At 67.4% G+C, this 16396-nt stretch carries 13 protein-coding genes and 1 pseudogene; 8 read left to right on the top strand and 6 right to left on the bottom strand.

Annotation, left to right across the window (positions count from 1 at the left end; translation table 11 throughout):
- The coding region (locus tag ACLF3M_RS32285) for a hypothetical protein (RefSeq protein WP_430661133.1) at nucleotides 1–439 on the top strand (439 nt) is incomplete at its 5' end.
- A 238-nt stretch (nucleotides 440–677) separates the two neighbouring features.
- Here the strand turns inward: ACLF3M_RS32285 and ACLF3M_RS32290 are convergent.
- Together ACLF3M_RS32290 and ACLF3M_RS32295 are read right to left on the bottom strand one after the other, a co-directional pair.
- Nucleotides 678–1025 (bottom strand): hypothetical protein, encoded by a 348-nt coding sequence (locus ACLF3M_RS32290; protein ID WP_430661134.1) that lies wholly within the window; start codon nucleotides 1023–1025, stop codon nucleotides 678–680.
- 554 nt (nucleotides 1026–1579) lie between these two features.
- The gene (locus tag ACLF3M_RS32295) at nucleotides 1580–2509 is read right to left on the bottom strand and encodes a LysR substrate-binding domain-containing protein (protein WP_430661135.1); all 930 of its coding nucleotides are present in this window, start codon (nucleotides 2507–2509) and stop codon (nucleotides 1580–1582) included.
- A gap of 119 nt (nucleotides 2510–2628) precedes the next feature.
- On the opposite strand from ACLF3M_RS32295, the gene ACLF3M_RS32300 reads away from it, so the two are divergent.
- Entirely contained in the window at nucleotides 2629–3609 is a 981-nt protein-coding gene (locus ACLF3M_RS32300; RefSeq protein ID WP_430661136.1) for a Bug family tripartite tricarboxylate transporter substrate binding protein, read from the top strand.
- Nucleotides 3610–3630: 21 nt separating this feature from the next.
- On the opposite strand, the gene ACLF3M_RS32305 is transcribed toward ACLF3M_RS32300, so the two are convergent.
- Nucleotides 3631–3768 (bottom strand): hypothetical protein, encoded by a 138-nt coding sequence (locus ACLF3M_RS32305; protein WP_430661168.1) that lies wholly within the window; start codon nucleotides 3766–3768, stop codon nucleotides 3631–3633.
- 562 nt (nucleotides 3769–4330) lie between these two features.
- On the opposite strand from ACLF3M_RS32305, the gene ACLF3M_RS32310 reads away from it, so the two are divergent.
- The 4 genes and pseudogenes from ACLF3M_RS32310 to ACLF3M_RS32325 form a co-directional block, all read left to right on the top strand.
- Entirely contained in the window at nucleotides 4331–4699 is a 369-nt protein-coding gene (locus ACLF3M_RS32310; RefSeq protein ID WP_430661137.1) for a hypothetical protein, read from the top strand.
- A gap of 484 nt (nucleotides 4700–5183) precedes the next feature.
- Complete coding sequence (locus ACLF3M_RS32315; protein WP_430661167.1) at nucleotides 5184–6809, top strand: trypsin-like serine peptidase; 1626 nt, start codon at nucleotides 5184–5186, stop codon at nucleotides 6807–6809.
- The gene (locus ACLF3M_RS32320; protein WP_430661138.1) at nucleotides 6758–7315 is read left to right on the top strand and encodes a phospholipase D-like domain-containing protein; all 558 of its coding nucleotides are present in this window, start codon (nucleotides 6758–6760) and stop codon (nucleotides 7313–7315) included. The genes ACLF3M_RS32315 and ACLF3M_RS32320 overlap by 52 nt, the downstream gene beginning before the upstream one ends.
- A gap of 217 nt (nucleotides 7316–7532) precedes the next feature.
- Nucleotides 7533–7808, top strand: a pseudogene (locus ACLF3M_RS32325) (transposase domain-containing protein); the annotation flags it as partial.
- Nucleotides 7809–8379: 571 nt separating this feature from the next.
- Here ACLF3M_RS32325 and ACLF3M_RS32330 read toward each other — a convergent pair.
- From ACLF3M_RS32330 to ACLF3M_RS32340, 3 genes are read right to left on the bottom strand one after another with little or no spacing between them, the layout of a single operon-like run.
- The gene (locus tag ACLF3M_RS32330; protein WP_430661139.1) at nucleotides 8380–9546 is read right to left on the bottom strand and encodes a PP2C family protein-serine/threonine phosphatase; all 1167 of its coding nucleotides are present in this window, start codon (nucleotides 9544–9546) and stop codon (nucleotides 8380–8382) included.
- Nucleotides 9543–9947 carry a response regulator gene (locus tag ACLF3M_RS32335; protein ID WP_430661140.1) on the bottom strand — a complete coding sequence of 135 codons (405 nt, stop codon included), beginning with the start codon at nucleotides 9945–9947 and terminating at the stop codon, nucleotides 9543–9545. Before ACLF3M_RS32335 ends, ACLF3M_RS32330 begins: the two co-directional genes overlap by 4 nt.
- Entirely contained in the window at nucleotides 9944–12562 is a 2619-nt protein-coding gene (locus ACLF3M_RS32340) for a PAS-domain containing protein (protein WP_430661141.1), read from the bottom strand. Before ACLF3M_RS32340 ends, ACLF3M_RS32335 begins: the two co-directional genes overlap by 4 nt.
- Before the next feature lie 184 nt (nucleotides 12563–12746).
- On the opposite strand from ACLF3M_RS32340, the gene ACLF3M_RS32345 reads away from it, so the two are divergent.
- Together ACLF3M_RS32345 and ACLF3M_RS32350 are read left to right on the top strand one after the other, a co-directional pair.
- Nucleotides 12747–13814 carry a TRAP transporter substrate-binding protein gene (locus ACLF3M_RS32345; RefSeq protein WP_430661142.1) on the top strand — a complete coding sequence of 356 codons (1068 nt, stop codon included), beginning with the start codon at nucleotides 12747–12749 and terminating at the stop codon, nucleotides 13812–13814.
- 696 nt (nucleotides 13815–14510) lie between these two features.
- On the top strand, nucleotides 14511–15695 hold the full coding sequence (locus ACLF3M_RS32350; RefSeq protein WP_430661143.1) for a sulfite oxidase: 1185 nt from the start codon (nucleotides 14511–14513) through the stop codon (nucleotides 15693–15695).
- Nucleotides 15696–16396: the final 701 nt, after the last annotated feature.

Below are 16396 nucleotides of genomic sequence, written 5' to 3' on the forward strand. Positions count from 1 at the left end.
CTTCAGCCGAGTACACTCGACTATCGGCAGCTTCACAGGGCTGCAATGGCTGCCTGAGGAGCACGTCGACGGTGGCTATATACTTTCGAATCTCGTGCGGCGCGAGCCCAAGCGCAACATTCGCGTCTGGATGTCCGACGGGTTGAACGACATCGAGGTGGACAGCAATGGCAGGCAGGATCTCTACGTCGCAGGCAGTTGGCCACTGAACAACATCCAGATGGCAAACGCGCTCAAGACGCGCGGCTACGACTTTCATTTCCGCTACGGCGTCGCCACGCACTCCAGCGCGCAAGGCTCCATGGACCTCCCGGAATCCCTCAGCTGGCTGTGGCGCGGTTACGACCCGGAGAAGACGGACGAAAACTACGAGCAGGAGGAGGTCGAGCGGAGCAAGCCGATCTTCCGGGTGCAGATCGCCAACCGTGACGCCTGGTAGGCCCGAGATTGCGATGTAGCGCCCAATCGAGGCGATCTTTGAGGTGGGGTGAGACGGGATTGCGCGCCCGCGCCGGGCAGTTCGACAAAGGTAGAAGCGGTCGGACCTACTTTGGAGGCGCTGGCGAGGACCTAGATCGCGCGCGATTTGGCGACCGCCTTGAGGAGGCGCGGACGGTGATGAGAAGCTGGCGAAGACGCTGCCGCCGGACGAGCATGAACCGCGTCGGCTTCAAGCTCTACGAGGCATTCAGACCGCAGGTGCCGGAGGGTGTAAAGGGCTGGGGCGCGAACGGCGAGCTGCACCTGGACCGCACCGCGCCATGATCGGGCGCGTTGCCCTGTGGGATCAGCGCGACAGCACCGGACGGCAGCGTGACGCCGCGCAGCTCGGGCGCCGCAACGGCACCCGCGGCGTTGCCGTTCTCCTTCACGCCGTTGATGCTCATGCCGTTGGTCTTGATACCGTTAATGCTCGTACCGTTCGACTTCACACCGTTGCTGGTGAACGAGGCGTCGGCACCGCCCGCGGCCGTCAGCGTGGCGCCGGCGACAAGGGCGGCTGCGAGGTGGTGGAAGCGGATCATGGTTCTCTCTCCTTCGGGTTCAGCCGGCCGTATTCGGCGGGCGTGATGCTGTTCTGCCGGGGAGTGGTTTCACGCCGATGGCGCGGGGCGCCCTGGCGCGTCTCAATTGTTCCGCGTGCGCGACGCGGTGTTTCGGTCGTTATGCTCGACCGGTTGGGCGGCACCTACGTCGTGAGCGCGTTGGTTTCAGGCCGCGCGGTAGTCCTTCGAGGCGCTAGTCGCGCTCGTCCTCGACCACGACGACCTGGCTGTCCAGCGGCGGCCGCCATGATGTCGCTCCGCTTGGCCAGCTTCGGCATGATATACGCTATTTCTCATGGCGGCCGCGCCGATGTTGGTCTGAAGAGCTGGGATTGGCCTAATGCTCTGTCTCGGGATGCGTTCGGAACGACTGCCCCCAGCCTTTTTCGTCGATAAGATGATGTGATGCGCGAGGCGCTCCGTTTTGGACGAGTTGGGCGGCGACGTGTCACTAACCCCGCTCGCCCTGTTGCTGGATGAGCTGCGCGACAAGGTTCGGACCCGCTTCCGGCATATGATTGCGAAAGGCGCAATTAGGTCGTCCGATCCCAGGATCGCACCGTTCGGCGCACCAGCGCGACAAAGTTTTGCACGACCGGCGATGGATCACCTCGTCGGGTGGCGAGCCCCAGAAATGCCCTGGGTAATCGTGAACCCCTGAGGGTCTGGTAAGCCACACCATCCATTGTCACCCGTCGCATCGAGGCTGGCACGAGCGCGATGCCGAGGCCGATCGCGACCAGGCTTAGCGCTGTGGAAATGCGTGGCGCCTCCTGTCCCATCCGAGGGGTAAACCCCGCGCGGAGGCAAGCGGCCAGAGTTTCCTCGTAGAACGCCGGACCGTTCTGGCGCGCGTAGATGATGAAGGTCTCGCTGTTGAGATCGTTGATCTCGAGGCCATCCTCTTCTCCACGGCGGCGCCGGGCTCTCGCATGCATGGCCGGTAGCGCTACAATCATCGGCTCCTCCAGCAGCGGATGCACCGTCAAGCCTTCCGGCGCCGTCATCGATGCGCGAATGAACGCAACATCGATCCGCTCGTGTTGCAGCCCATCCAGCAGCTCCGTCCGCAGCGATTCCTCGAGAGTCAGGGACACCATCGGATAGGCATCCCGGAATGCGCGGATCACATAGGGCACGAAGGGATGAAAGGGCGCGGTCGGTGGCAAGCCGACGGAAAGGCGCCCCTGCTCCCCGCGCGCGGTACGGCGCACCGTCTCACTCGCGCGTCCGAGGCGTTCAATGATGGCGCGCGCATCGGCAAGGAAGGCACGCCCGGCCTCGGTGAGTTCCACGCCGCGCGGCCTCCGGCGGAACAGGTCCGCGCCGATCTCGCGCTCCAGCGCCTTGATCTGCTGGCTGAGCGGCGGCTGCTGCATCCCAAGGCGCTCGGCGGCGCGCGTCACATGACCTTCCTCTGCCACGGCTATGAAATAGCGAAGGTGACGTAGCTCCACTGCCATATCCGTTCGATATGAGTTTCACGCCTTCGCCATAATGGCTCAAATAACGCGCCAAGTGCTAGCGTTGCCGCCGGCCTAGGGTGCTCCGCGCGACTGGGCCGGATGGAGGGAGTAGTGTGATGACGCTCCGTCGCCGCAGGCTGCTCCGCGTAGCCGCCGCAGCCCCACTGTTGCAGGCATTGTCATACGCTGCACGCGCCCAGGCCTATCCGACCCGCCCTGTGCGCGTCATCGTGCCATTCCCACCGGGCGGACCAACGAACCTCGTGGCGAGACTGATCACGCAGCGCCTGACTGAGCAGCTCGGTAAGCCGTTCATCGTTGAAAACATCGGCGGTGCCGGAGGGAACATCGGCATGGGCCGGGCGGCGCGCTCGGCGCCGGATGGATATACTCTCCTCGTCACCGGGCCGAATCTCGTCGTCAACCCGAGCCTGTATGATCAGTCTCTCTACGATCCGGAACGCGATTTCGCCGCGGTCACTATGGCGATGACCGCTCCGACTGCGCTCACTGTCCACCCTTCGCTGCCGGCGCGCACGGTGGAGGAACTTGTCGCTCTGATCAGAGCGGAGCCGGGACGCTACAGCTACGCCTCTCCCGGAGTTGGCACACCCGCCCATCTGGTTGGCGAGCTGTTCCGTCTCTCGCTGCGTCTCGATCTCGTGCACGCGCCATTTGCGAGCGGCGGGCTCGCCGTCACCGCGACACTTGCGGGACACACACCGATCTCATTCAGCGCAGTGCCAGTCGCAGTACCATATGTTCGAGACGGCAGGCTGCGCGCCTTGGCAATCACCAGCCCTAAGCGCGCGTCGGCCGTGCCGGACATCGCGACGATGGCCGAGTTGGGACACCCGGATATCGCGGCCGATATCTGGACGGCGGTTCTGGCGCCTTCGGGAACACCGGACTGGATCATAGCCCGGCTCCAAAGTGAGATTTCCGACTTGCTCCGGATGCCGGAGACCCAGAGTCAACTGTCGGCCCAAGGCTATGATCCAGTCGGCAACACACCTGTGGAATGCGCGGCTCAGCTACGCGAGGAAGCATCCAAATGGACCCGCGTCATTCGCGAAGCCGGCATCCGGGCGCAATGAGGTGTCTTTGCATGCCCGCCTTCAAGACACCGACGCGCGGCGAATGCGCAGGGACGGCCTGAATAGGAGCCCGCTGTGGAAGGGCTGGAGTTGTCTGCGGATCTCGCTCAGTTCGACGAAGCGGTCGATGGCTCGGAGTAGGGTGATCAGCAGGTACATGCTCCTCCAGGCCGAAGCCGTAGAAAAGCGCCTCCTGCCGGACCTGCCGGTCACTCCATCATGGCCGCGCCCTCATGCACCAGGAGGAGTGAATCAACGCCGCCGCCCAGGGGCGACGATCTGGAGCTGGTCATGGGGAGAGCGCTTTGCCGTTGGCTTCGCTGGCCTGAGAACACGGCCGATGCCGGCTGGTGCGGAGCGATAGACTTGGCGGTGAACGCCCAGGCGAATTAGCCAATCGAAGAAGCGCCGAAGGCTGCCCAGCGAGAGTCCGCTTCGGGGTCGAACTAAGTCGTAGCGGGCCGCGGCGTTCCTGCTCCGTCCCGGCGAGCGTGATGCCAGCCGCCGTCCCATGGCGTGACCCCGACCTCGTGCGCGCCGCGCGCCTCGGTGCGGTCCCAGCCGCGAGACCCCTGCTGGCGGCGGTAAAACACCTCCGCGCGCAGGGGGCCAGCGCGAAGCTCCGCAAGCTGCCGGTCGATTTCGTGACCGGCCGCCGGCCTGGCGTGGCCGGGTCATCCGCAACGGCGAGGTGGACCCAAAGGCCTGGACTCTCTGCCTCGTGGAGCGGATGCACGCGGCGCTTCGCCGCCGCAACCTCTTCGCCCGCCCCAGCCTGCGCTACGCTGATCCCAGCGCCGGCCTGCTCGACGGCGCGGCCTGGGCGGCGGCCCGCCCTGCCATCTCCTGCACCCTTGGCGTCTCCGGCTCCGGCGCCGAGGAGGTCTCGCGCATGGCCGAGCGGCTCGATGCGTCGTATCGCGGGACCGCAGCGGCTCTGCCGGCGAACGCGGCGGTGCGGATCGAGACGGTAGCCGACAGCAGAGCGGCACTGTCCCTCAGGGCGCTCGACAAGCTGGAGGAGCCGGCTGACCGAGATGGTCCAAGGTGGCTTGCACACAAACGCATCTGCCTGAAGGCGAGAGGCTGAGGTCGGCATATTGCAAGCTGGGGGCCTGCCTTTACGGACCCAGTAAAGAAATCCTTCGATTGCGCAACGTTCCGTGCGATTGTCTGGTCCGCCAATTGCACGCACGAGAGCCGTGATGATCCTCGACGCGAGCCAGATTGCATCGGCCACCCGCCGTTACCGCGAACGCGAGACGGTCCGCGAGCGGAATTTGCGACTGATGAGGGCGGGACGCGATCTCGAGGTCGACAGCCCCGAGCGTGTCCAGAAGTTCCTGCGCCGCCGCGGCCTGCCCCTGCCGACCGAGGGCTTCGCGCCGGCGGCGGAGGGCCTGCCCGACGGCTTCGCGCTCGAGCGGATCCTCGGCAGCAACGACCTGATGGGCGTGGCCTTCCTCGAGGACGGGCTGCGCGCTGCCCGCACCGTGGCCCGCATCTGGGTCGGCGTCGCCGCCGGCAAGGCCGCGGGCTACGGCACGGGCTTCATGGTCTCCCCGCGCCTGATGATGACCAACCATCACGTGCTGGGCGACCCGCGGGTAGCGGCGGCATCGATGGCGGAGTTCGACTATGCCCGGCGCAGGGATGGCACCCTCGCCGCAAGCCGCACCTTCACCCTCGCGCCCGAGGTCTTCTTCCACGCCGACCCGGGGCTGGACTACGCCGTGGTCGCGATTCGGCCGGTGGCCAACGACGGCCGCCCGCTTGCGGAGTTCGGGTACAACCTGCTCGACGAGGCCGAGGGCAAGGCGATCGCCGCGCAATGGGCCAACATCATCCAGCATCCCGGCGGCGACCCGAAGCAGCTCAGCCTGCGCGAGAACCGGATCGCGAACGAGGGCGTTCGGATCAGCCGCGTCATCGGCCACCTCCGCGGCCAGGTGACGGACATCGCCGAGCGCGCGCTGTTCGAGGCGATGCTAGGCTCCGGCCTGGAGGCCGCGCTGCTGGTCGGCGGCGCCTCGCCGACCACGGCGGCCGCGCCCTCCGGCGCCGGCGCGCCGCCCGCTGCCGCCGCGGCGACGCTCGGCCCGGACGGGGCCGGAGGAGATCCTCGCCCACGCGCGGGCCGCCCTCGCGGGGCGGACGGACCTGGTCGGCCTCAGGCTCGGCTACGTGTTCCGCGAAGGGCGCATCACGCGCGAGCGCGCGCTCGTCGCCACGGTACGCCGGCGCCGCAGCATCGCCGCGCTGCGCGAGGTCGGCATCGACCCGCTTCCGGAGAGCTTCGGCGGCCTCCGCATCCAGGTGAGCGAGCCGGGCCTGGCCGAGATGCTTACGGACAAGCGGGGCGCCGCCGTCGCGACCGAGGCACTCGGCCTCGGCGCCGATGCGCTGGGCGCCGAGATCACCTATCGCCCGCCCAGGGGCGCCGGGCTGGAGCGCGTGCGCGAGACCATGCGCGTACTCGCCCATGTCAGCCCCGATGCCGGCTGGACGCAGCTCCGGCCGTTCCTCGAAGGGACGTCGCGCTCCCTCATCGTCGGCATGTACGACTTCGGCGCGCGGCACATCGCCGACACCATCGCGGGGCTGGCGGCGAAGCGCGGCTTCCGCGACCTGCACCTGGTGATCCAGCCCGGGCAGAGCGTCGGCACGGGAACGAAGGCCAACGACCTGACGGACAAGGATGTCGTGGAGCAGCTCGCCCAGGCCTTCGGCCCGCGCCTCGCCCATGCCTGGGTGAAGATCGGCGTGGTGAACGGCTGGGTCGCGTCATCCTACCACATCAAGGTGGCGGTGCGGGACGCGGGCATCCGGGGCAAGGGCGCCTTCTGGCTGTCCAGCGGCAACTGGCAATCCTCCAACCAGCCCGATGCCGATCCGCTGAAGGAGCCGCGGCGCGACTGGCTGACCAACTACAACCGCGAATGGCACGCGATCGTGGAGCATCCGGGCCTCGCCGCCACCTTCGCCAGCTTTCTCCGCAACGATTTCGACAACAACCAGGGCGTCGGCGAGGACGAGGCACTGATCCTACCCGACCTGCTGGTCCCGGAGGCGCTCTTCGCCGAGGCCGCGCCCGGGCGCGCGCCCGTTCCGCTTCTTCCAGCCCTTCGACGCGACACGCGAATTCGACGTGCAGCCGCTGCTCACGCCCGACAACTACCACGCCAAGGTCGTCGAGCTGATCCGCAGCGCGCGGGAGGAGCTGCTGATCCACAACCAGACCTTCAACGCGCCGAAGCCCTCGCACGCCAGGCTTGCCAAGATCATGGACGCGATCCTCGACGCGCAGCAGCGCGGCGTCGCGGTCCGCGTTGCCTTCCGCATCATCATGAAGGCCGATGCGCGCCGGAACCTGGAGGCGCTGCAGGACCTGGGCTTCGACATGGCGTCAGTACGGGTCCAGAAGAACCTTCACACCAAGGGCATCGTCGTCGACCGCAAGCGCGTCATGCTCGGCAGCCAGAACCTATCGGAGCAGGGGGTCTCGCTGAACCGGGACGCCAGCCTGATCTTCGAGGATGCGGAGCTCGCCCGCTACTTCGCCGAGATTTTCGACCACGACTGGCAGAACCTGGCATCGGACAGCATCGACGTCGTCCCGGGCGGCTTCGAACTGGCAGAGCCTGGAACGGCCGTTCCGAATGGCTTTGTGCGGGCGAGCATCGAGGAAGTGCTTGAAACTCTGTAGTATGTTTGGCGTGTCCCTAATTGGCTGCAGCCCAGCGCCACCGACGCAGCCAGATCCAAATTCATTAGCGATGGTGGCGCGTCGTCCATCGTGAAGCGGAAGCGACGTTCGACGCGCGGGGATAATGCAGCCCCATCCCGCCTACGTCGGCCGTCCTCGCCATGCTCTCGGGGTTCCGACATAGGGCGGAGGCTGCGATTACTCTAAGTGTCTGACTAACATCGTCGAGCGCGACATCCGCCCCATCTGCCTCAGCCACAGGAACGCGCTGTTCACCTCCAGCGACGATGGCGGGGCCCGCCGGGCGGCGGTGGCCTCCCTCGTCGAGACCTGCAAGCTCAACGGCGTCGACCCGCAGCGCTACTTAGCCGAGGTGCTGACCCACCTCGTCAACGGCTGGCCCAATAGCAGCATCCACAAACTCATGCCCTTGCGCTGGGCGGCCGCCGAAGAAAACGGCACAACGTCAAGCGAAGGCCGCAAGGGTCCGTAGGCCTCGCTTACGATGGTCGCAGAAGGGCGGAAATCGGACCTTTTTAGGCACGCGGATTTGCCGGCGGACGTAGTCGATATCCGTGACTCATGCCGATCACGCCACAGGGGTGAGTACGGGTCGCGGCGTTTCCAAGACGCGCCGCATGGCGGATGTCCATCTTCCGGCAGCCTCCACAACGGGTCGTCGACGCCGGACGTGACGGTCCGCTTCCCTCTACTCGCCCGTTCGGCATAGGCTGATGCGGGGTCGCTGGAGCACTTTGATTTTTCGAGCAATTCGGGATGCGGGGACGCGCATCGGCTTATGCCGAACAGAGCTGGGGAGCAAACAAGCTCGGCCGAGCTTTTCTCGCCGCTGAGTTGCGCTTCTCTACGGGACAACTACTTCGGGCGGGTGGGGCGGATCTTCAACGTCAGGGCGGCGATTTGCGCCTGATCAGCGCCAGATTTCCGAGACCGCCGACTGTCTCATGCGGCAATCTCATGAGCCAAGCCGTGGTCAGCCGCTCGGCGGTGATTCAGCGCGCACCGGCGCTGCCCCTAGCGTGCGGCTAACGCCTACTGGCTTCCTATGAGCCTGCGTTCAGATAGCGGAGCGCAAGGCAAGTGATGTCGTCCGCTTGAGGCGCGCTGCCGGCGAACTCCGTCACTTCCCGGACCACGGCCGCAAGGACATCCGGACATTGAAGCCCACGATGGCACGCAAGAGCCTCGGCGAGACGTTCCTTGCCGAAAAAGCGGTTCGCTGGATCGACGGCCTCGGTCACCCCGTCAGTGAAGAGGAACAGGACGTCGCCCGGCGCGAGCGTCAGCCGGCGGAGCGGGTATTCATACCCTGGCTCGATGCCGAGCATGATGCCGTCGCAGCCCGCCAACTCGCGCGGCGCGTCACCGGCGCCGATCAGCAAGGGCGGGGGATGTCCGGCACTGGCGTACTCGAGCAACCCGGTCGCGGGATCGAGGACCGCATAATGGGCCGTGACGAACATCAGCTCCGGGTTGTCCGCAGCCAGCAGATCGTTGACGGTCGAGAGGCATTGCGCGGGATCGTCGCCCGAAAGGGCAACCATGCGCAGCAGCGTCCGGGTCACCGCCATGAAGAGCGCGGCGGACACCCCCTTCCCCGAGACGTCCGCGATGACAAGGCCCAGCCGCCCGTCCGGCAAGTGGAAGAAGTCGTAGAAATCCCCGCCGACTTCGCGTGCCGCCTGCATGAAGCCGCGCAGTTCCCGGCTGGGCGTATCGGGAAGAGGCTGCGGCAGGATCGCAAGCTGCATCCTCCGCGCGACCGCGAGCTCCTCCTGCACCGCGAGGAGCGCGTCGCGCGCCTGCAGGGCGGCGCGGACCGAGCGGATATGATCGACGGCGCGGTTCAGCGTGACGGTGAGGTCGTCGAAGTCCACGGGCTTGGTCACGAAATCGAAGGCACCGCGGTTCATGCCCGTGCGGATGTTCGCCATGTCGCCATAGGCCGAGACAATCACCGCCCTCAGCTGCGGGTCCACCTCCGGCAGCCGCAGCAGCAGCGTCAGCCCGTCCATGCGGGGCATGTTGATGTCCGTTAGGACAAGGTCGATTCCCGGTACCCGACGCAGCATCTCGAGCGCCTCCTCGCCGTCGCGCGCGAAGTGAAAGACGAGCTCCCCGCTGCGAATGCTGCGCCGGAAGCGCTGAGTGACCAGCAGCTCGAAGTCCGGCTCGTCGTCCACGACCAGGATCGTCGCCGTAGCGCTCATGCCGTGCTTCCGTCCGGCGCGATGTCGCGCAACCGTCGCTTGAGATGGTCGAAATCGACGGGCTTGCCGAGGAAGTCGGCCGCACCGAGTGCGACTGCCCTGCACCGGCGTTCGTCATCGCCGTAGGCCGTCACCATCACCACGGGCAGGTCGGGCCATTCGTGGCGGATAGCCTGCAGCAAGGCGAGACCGTCGATGCCGGGCATGTTGACATCCGACAGGACGAGCATCGGCTCTTGGCGCGCGTCGGATCGCAGGTGGTCCAGCGCCGCCTCCGCCGAGGCCGCGAATCGCAGCTTGTAGGTCCCGTCACGCACCTCCCGCCGGAAACGCTGTCGGAAGAGGTCTGCCATGTCGGGCTCGTCGTCCACCACCAGGATGCAGACGCCGCCATCACTCATGCGAGGGCTCCGTCGGCCGGCTCCGGCGTGGCAGGCGCCCCACCGCGCGCCGCCCGCGGCAGCCTTATCGTGAACTCGGTGAAGGCGCCGAGCTCGCTCTCCACATCGATGCTGCCGCCGTGCTGCTGCACCACAATATCGTAGCTGATTGAGAGGCCGAGCCCGGTGCCCTCGCCGGTGGGCTTGGTGGTGAAGAAGGGGGTGAACAGCTTGCTGCGCACCTCCGGCGGCATGCCGGTGCCATTGTCGCGAACGCGGATCTCGACGCCGTCGCTGGCGTCGCGCGTCACGACCCTCAGGATCGGCCGCCAGGTGCTGCTGCGTTCCTCGCGACGCCGCTTGTCGGTGGCGTAGAGCGCGTTGCCGAACAGGTTTAGCAGAACGCGGGTGATGTCCTGCGGCACCATGTCCAGCGGGGCGAGGGCCTTGTCGAAGTCGCGCTCCAGCGTGACGTTCATCTCGGGGTTCTGCGACCGCGCGCCGTGATAGGCGAGGTTCAGCGCCTCCTGCACCAGGGCATTGACGTCCGTCCGTTGGCGCTCGCCGCTGCCACCGCGCGAATGCAGGAGCATGCTGCGGATGATGCCGTCCGCACGGCGGCCATGCTCGACGATCTTGCCGAGGTTGCCGGACAGCGTCGCCACGATGTCGTTCGCCTCGTCGGCGCGGTCGGCGGCAAGGACCGGGCCCAGCGTCTCCTTCAGCTCGTCCAGAAGTTCCTGCGCCAGGGAAGCGAAGTTGTTGATGAAGTTCAGCGGATTCTTCAGCTCATGCGCGATGCCGGCGGTTAGCTGGCCCAGCGACGCCATCTTCTCGGCGTGAACTAGGCTCGCCTGCGCGGCCTTGAGTTCGCGGTAGGCTGCCTCCATCGTCCGGCTCGCCGCCGCTGCCGCGTCGCGCGCCGCCGCCATCTCCCGCTCCGCGCGCTTGCGTTCGGTGATGTCGGTGTAGATCAGCACGAAACCGCCGCCCGGCACCGGGTTGCGGCGGATCTCCAGCACCGTGCCGTCGGGCCGCGTCCGCTCGTCGGTGAACGGCCTGTCGAGATCGGTGACGCGGCGGCGGAGCTCCGCTTCGAAGTCTGCGCCGTATTCGCCGCGCTCCGCCAGGCCACGAACGAAGTCCGCGTAAGTGAAGGCCAGCCCGACCCGGTCGTCGTCCAGGCCGAGCAGGTCCATGAATCGCTGGTTCCAGGCCGCCATGCGGTACTCGGCGTCGAACATAACAACGCCATGCCCCATGTTGTCGAAGGTCACGCGCAGCACGGCCCGGCGCCGCTCCAGCTCCGCCGTGCGTTCCCGCACCTGCTGCTCGAGCAGCGCCGCCGTCTGGCTGCGTTCCGCCAGAAGGCGGTCGAGCTCGATCGCGTTGCGCCGGAACACCTCGACCGCGCGGCCCATCGCGGCGATCTCGTCCGATCCCTCCGCCGCGACGGGGGCGCCAAGACGCCCGGCGGCGATCGCCACCATGCCGTCGCCGAGCGTCGTCAGGCGGCGCACGATGTTCCGGCCGACATAGAGCCACACGATCAGCACCGAGGTGACGAGGCTGAGCAGGACGAGCACGAGAAGCACCTGGGTACCACGCCGCTGCACCGACAGCGCGTCGCGCGTCGCGCTCGCTGTGTCCGCCTTGGCGGCTGCGGCGAGCCGGTCCACCGCCTCGGTCAGGCCGGCCGACAGGCGCGCATTCTCGGCCAGCAGCGCCGCGCCGTTACCCAGTGCGAGTTCCCGCTGACGCGCCGCCGGGATCGAGTCGGGCCCCTCGCTCAGCTCCCGAAGCTTCGCTACCTGCGCGATGAACAGCGGCTGCAGGCGCGCATCCAGCTCGGCGGAGGTTGCCGCGACCTCCCGCAGCGCACGGACGAGTTGGAAGGCCAGGACCTGCACGCGACGTTCCTGATCGGCGGTGGAGGCTTCCGACAGCATGTCCACGATCGCCGAGAACTGCCGCTGCGCCGCCAGTGCCGGCCGCTGGGCCGCGATCGAGGCGACGAGGCGCTGCGCCGCATCGTCCATCGCCGCAGGCGTGCCGCCGCGCCGCACGGCGTCCGCCTGGCGAGCGATCTGGCCTTCGATCACCATCAGCCAGGGCGCAAGCAGCCGCTGAGTTTCTTCATGGGTCTCCAGCACGCGCCGCCTTTGCCGCGCGACGCCTTCACCCGCGACGAGGCGCCGCGCGACCAGGTCCTCGAGAGAGGCGAGGTTGGCCGACAGCGAGCCGACGCTTTCCCTGATTGTCGTCAGCAGTGCCGCCTCGAGCTGGCCGCGGTTCAGTTCCAGCAGCCTTTCGTTCAGTCGCGCCAGTTCGGCCCGCAGTTCGCTTGCCACCTGATCGCGCCGGGCGGTATCGACGGCCGCGAGCAAGGCGGGCGCGGCGGCGATGATCCGCTCCGCCGAGCGGGATACCTCGAGCGACGTCAGTGCCGGCGAGACCTGCGTCTCCACGACCTCGATTCGCTCGCCGACCTCGCGGAAAGCATAGATTGCTGCTGCGGCCGCCAGCACGGAGAAGCCGCTGATCGCCAGGAAGGCGAGCAGCAGGCGCATGCGGACGCCGGCGCGCCAGAACGCACCGCTGCCTGAACCCGCCGCGTCCGCCGCCGTCGCCGTCACGTCTCCCTCGACGCCCCCCTCTGCACACTATGCCCCAGTGCCGAATGGGCGGGAACCCGAGGGTGCAACGAGTGGCCCTTCGACCGGAACCCATGGACCGCCAGCCGCTTCCGGAATGGACACTGCTCTGTTAAGCCAGCGGAAGAAGCGCTCGCCGTAGCGATGCGCCGAGATAGGGGGCGGCATGAAGCGGCGATACCTGCTGGCTGGCACCGGCGCCGTCGGGACCGCGCTGTCGCTGCCGGCGATTGCGCAGGGCATCCGGGAACTCCGGATGGTCACGGACTGGCCAAGCAACGTGCCGGGAACCCTCGACGCCGCAGTGCAGTTAGCGGAGGCGATCCAGGCCGCGACGAATGGCCGCCTGCGGATCGATGTCTCCGCCGCCGGCGCCGTCGTGCGCCCGTTCGAGACCCTGGACGCCGTGGCGGCCGGCTTGGCGGACATGTACCACTCGGCCGAATACTACTTCGAATCCAAGTCGCCCGGCTTCACCTTCTTCGCCGCGGTGCCGTTCGGACTGACCGCGCAGGAGCACTTCGCCTGGGTGCGGTACGGGGGGGGCCAGGCGCTTTGGGACTCGCTCAGCGCCGAGTATGGCATCAAGCCGATCCTGTGCGGCAGCACGGGTTCACAGATGGGCGGCTGGTTCACCAGCGAGATCACCTCGGCCGCGGGCTTTCGGGGCCTGCGCTACCGCATGCCGGGGCTCGGTGGCGAGGTACTGCGGCGGATGGACGCGGCGGTGGTGACCGTGGCAGGGGGCGAAATCCGCCCCGCGCTGCGCTCCGGCGCGCTTGATGCGAGCGAGTGGGTCGGACCCTGGGCCGACATGGCACTCGGCCTGCATGAGGTCGCGAACTACTACTACTACCCTGGCTTCCACGAGCCCGGCACGGCGCTGACGCTCGGCATCAACAAGGCTGTTTGGGAGAGCTTCTCGCCGAGCGACCGGCGCCTGATCGAGGGCATCGCGGCCGGCGAGTTCTCGCGATCCCTTGCCGAGTTCAACGCGAACAACGCGGTCTGGCTGCGGCGGCTCCGCGATGCCGGCACGGTGCAGGTCCGCCGGTTCGACGATGAGCTGCTGCGCACCATGCTGCGGCAGAGTCGCGAAGTCGTCGCCGAGGCCGGCGAGCGCGACAGCCATGCCCGCCTGATTGCCGAGAGCCATCGGGCCTTCCAGGCCTCGATCCGCGACTGGAGCGACGTTGCGGAACGGGCCTTCCTCAACGCCCGGGGCCTCGACTGAACGACAATGGATTGAACTAAGATCCAACGCTGATTGTCGTATCGCGTCCTGAAGTCCGCGGCGTAGCCCTGGCTCGAAATTCCGGCCCAAGAGGTTGACGTGAGCCTTCCCCGCTTGCCCGTTCGGCATCGAGTGATGCGGGGTTGCTGCAAGGCTTTGACTTGTGGGCAAGTTGGAGATGCGGGGACGCGCATCGGCTTATGCCGAACAGTGCTGAGGGTCCCCCAAGCTCTTCCCGAGCTTCATTGTCGCCGAGCTCGGCGTTCTCGCCCGGGATGACCGCTCAGGGCGGGGAGCAGACATTCGGCAGCGGATCGCTCAGCGGACCGACCGGGAGGCCGCAGCGCCGTACCCGCGGTGCGGACGTATCGGCGGGTCGCGAACCCATCGCACCCTCTGCCGTTCCTGCACCCGGATGCCTGCGCCCGTCCGGCAGGACCGCGACGGAATGTCAGCCCCGGCTCCCTTGACAACCATCCTCGCGAGCGGTGGCGAGACACGGACGGCGGGCGCCTCGCAGCGCGTTGAGCTTCGTTGCTGTCATTTTCATTGTGCTCATGCCGAGCAACCGCTGAAGTGAGACGCTGGGATCGACGACTGGACGGGCCTCGAAGCCGTTCCGACGTTCCGGCGCGATCCTCCGTCCTTGGTAGCTCACGCCTTCGACACCGACGGCGGGAGCCGGGGAGGACGCACATGGACCATCCGCAACGCCGTGAATTGCTGATGCGTGGCGCTGCCGGCGTGGCTGCAGCTGCTGGTGTGCTGGCGCTGCGTGGCGGGTCCTGGACGGCCGCCGCGCAGGAGGGCGAACGGACCTTGCTCTGGGCCGACCAGCCGCCGCCGGTTCCGACCGAGCTGGCGGGTTTGGCGCGCAACCTAAAGCCATGGGAGGTTCTGGACAGCTGGATCACGCCCATCGCGAATTTCTTCCAGGTCGGCCACTACGGCTGGCCCGCAATCACCCCCGCGGCATGGCGGCTCGAAGTGGAGGGACGCGTTGGTGCGCCACTGCGCCTGTCGCTCGCCGATCTGAAGGCCGCGCCGCGTCAGGAGGTCACCTATACCCTGGAGTGCTCGGGCAACCACGGCCTGCCCTTTCTCAGTAGCGCGATCGGCAACGCGCGCTGGGGCGGTGTCCGGCTCGCCGACGTCCTCCGGCGGGCGGGGATCAGCCAGGACGCGAAGGAGGTCGTGTTCTACGGCGCCGATAAGGCCGAGGAGGTGGTGCGCGCCGGCACGCCGCTCGAACTGAGGTTCTCCGCGAACTTTGCGCGGAGCATGCCGGTCGACGATGCCATGAACCCGGCCAACCTGCTGTGCTACGAAATGAATGGCGAGGACCTCCCCGCGGCGCACGGCGCGCCCGTCCGCCTGATCGTGCCGGGCTGGTATGGCATCGCCAATGTCAAATGGCTCCAGCGCATCGAGGTGCGCGACACGCGCTTCGTTAATCGCTTCATGGCCCGCGACTACGTCACCGTGCGCGAGGAGCGGCGGGGCGACGAGACCATCGTGACGGAGAGTACGGTCGGCCGAGGACGGCTGAAATCCGCCCCGGCGCGCGTGACGGTGCGCGACGGGCGCTATCGCATCACCGGCATGGCCTGGGGTCCCGCGCCGATCGCGGCTGTCGAGGTCAAAGTCGATGACGGGCCTTGGGCACGGGCCACGCTGGCGGACGCGGACCCCGCGGCGCCCTTCGCGTGGCGGTTCTGGAGACTCGACTGGACGCCGCAGCCCGGCGAGCACCGCATTACCTCGCGCGCCATCGACACGTCCGGCGAGGTGCAGCCGGCGATGGACGACCCGCTCATTGCAGGCAAGAAGACCTACTGGGAGAGCAACGGCCAGGTGACGCGGCTGATCCGCATCGGGTAGGGCAACGCACGCGAGGTGATCGCCGCGGCTGCCGGCACGGCCGCGCCCGTTCGCCAACATCATGCTGAGTGTCAAAATTGCGGAGATGCTCGACAGGGCTGTCGGTCTCCGGACCGGCTGCGCGCGTTGACGTGGAGAAGCCAAGCTGCAGCGTGCCGTTCTGCGCGGACGACGCAGAGGTACCAAACCTGCCGCCGGCGTAGCTCGACAGCGAAACTTCGATGAGGGCCTGCAGTGGGTCAGGCCAAGCGGTAGCTCCCTGGCCGAGACCGGTTGTGAGAACGCTGATTGAAGCGTCGCCGGAGACTCGCGATGACGACCGCACCACCTTCTCCTTTGTCAGCCGAGACCCTGCAGACAGATGCAGTGCAAGCTGACGCCGCATCCGGCCGAAACCGGCGAGCAGATCGGGAAGGCGAAGCTCCGGCTAGCCGCGGACTTCGGGCACGGCGTGTAAGGTCGTCGCCTTAGGCAGTCCCATGCGGCACGGCAGGTACCACGTCGTGGCGCATCGTGATGGGCATCATGACGCCGGTCGGCGCTCCTGCCCGCGACAGGTCCTGGTGGTCCAACCTGCGGGCATTCGCACCGAGGCCCGAGATGTTGCTCGCCACAATCGGATTGCTTTCCTCGCCGCGCTTGTCGGCCCGCTTGGCCGATCCGCCGCAGATGAGCGCGCAGTGATATCGCCGCCACTGCGC

This window comes from Falsiroseomonas sp. HW251 (genome assembly GCF_050563545.1).
Taxonomy (GTDB): Bacteria; Pseudomonadota; Alphaproteobacteria; order Acetobacterales; family Acetobacteraceae; genus Falsiroseomonas.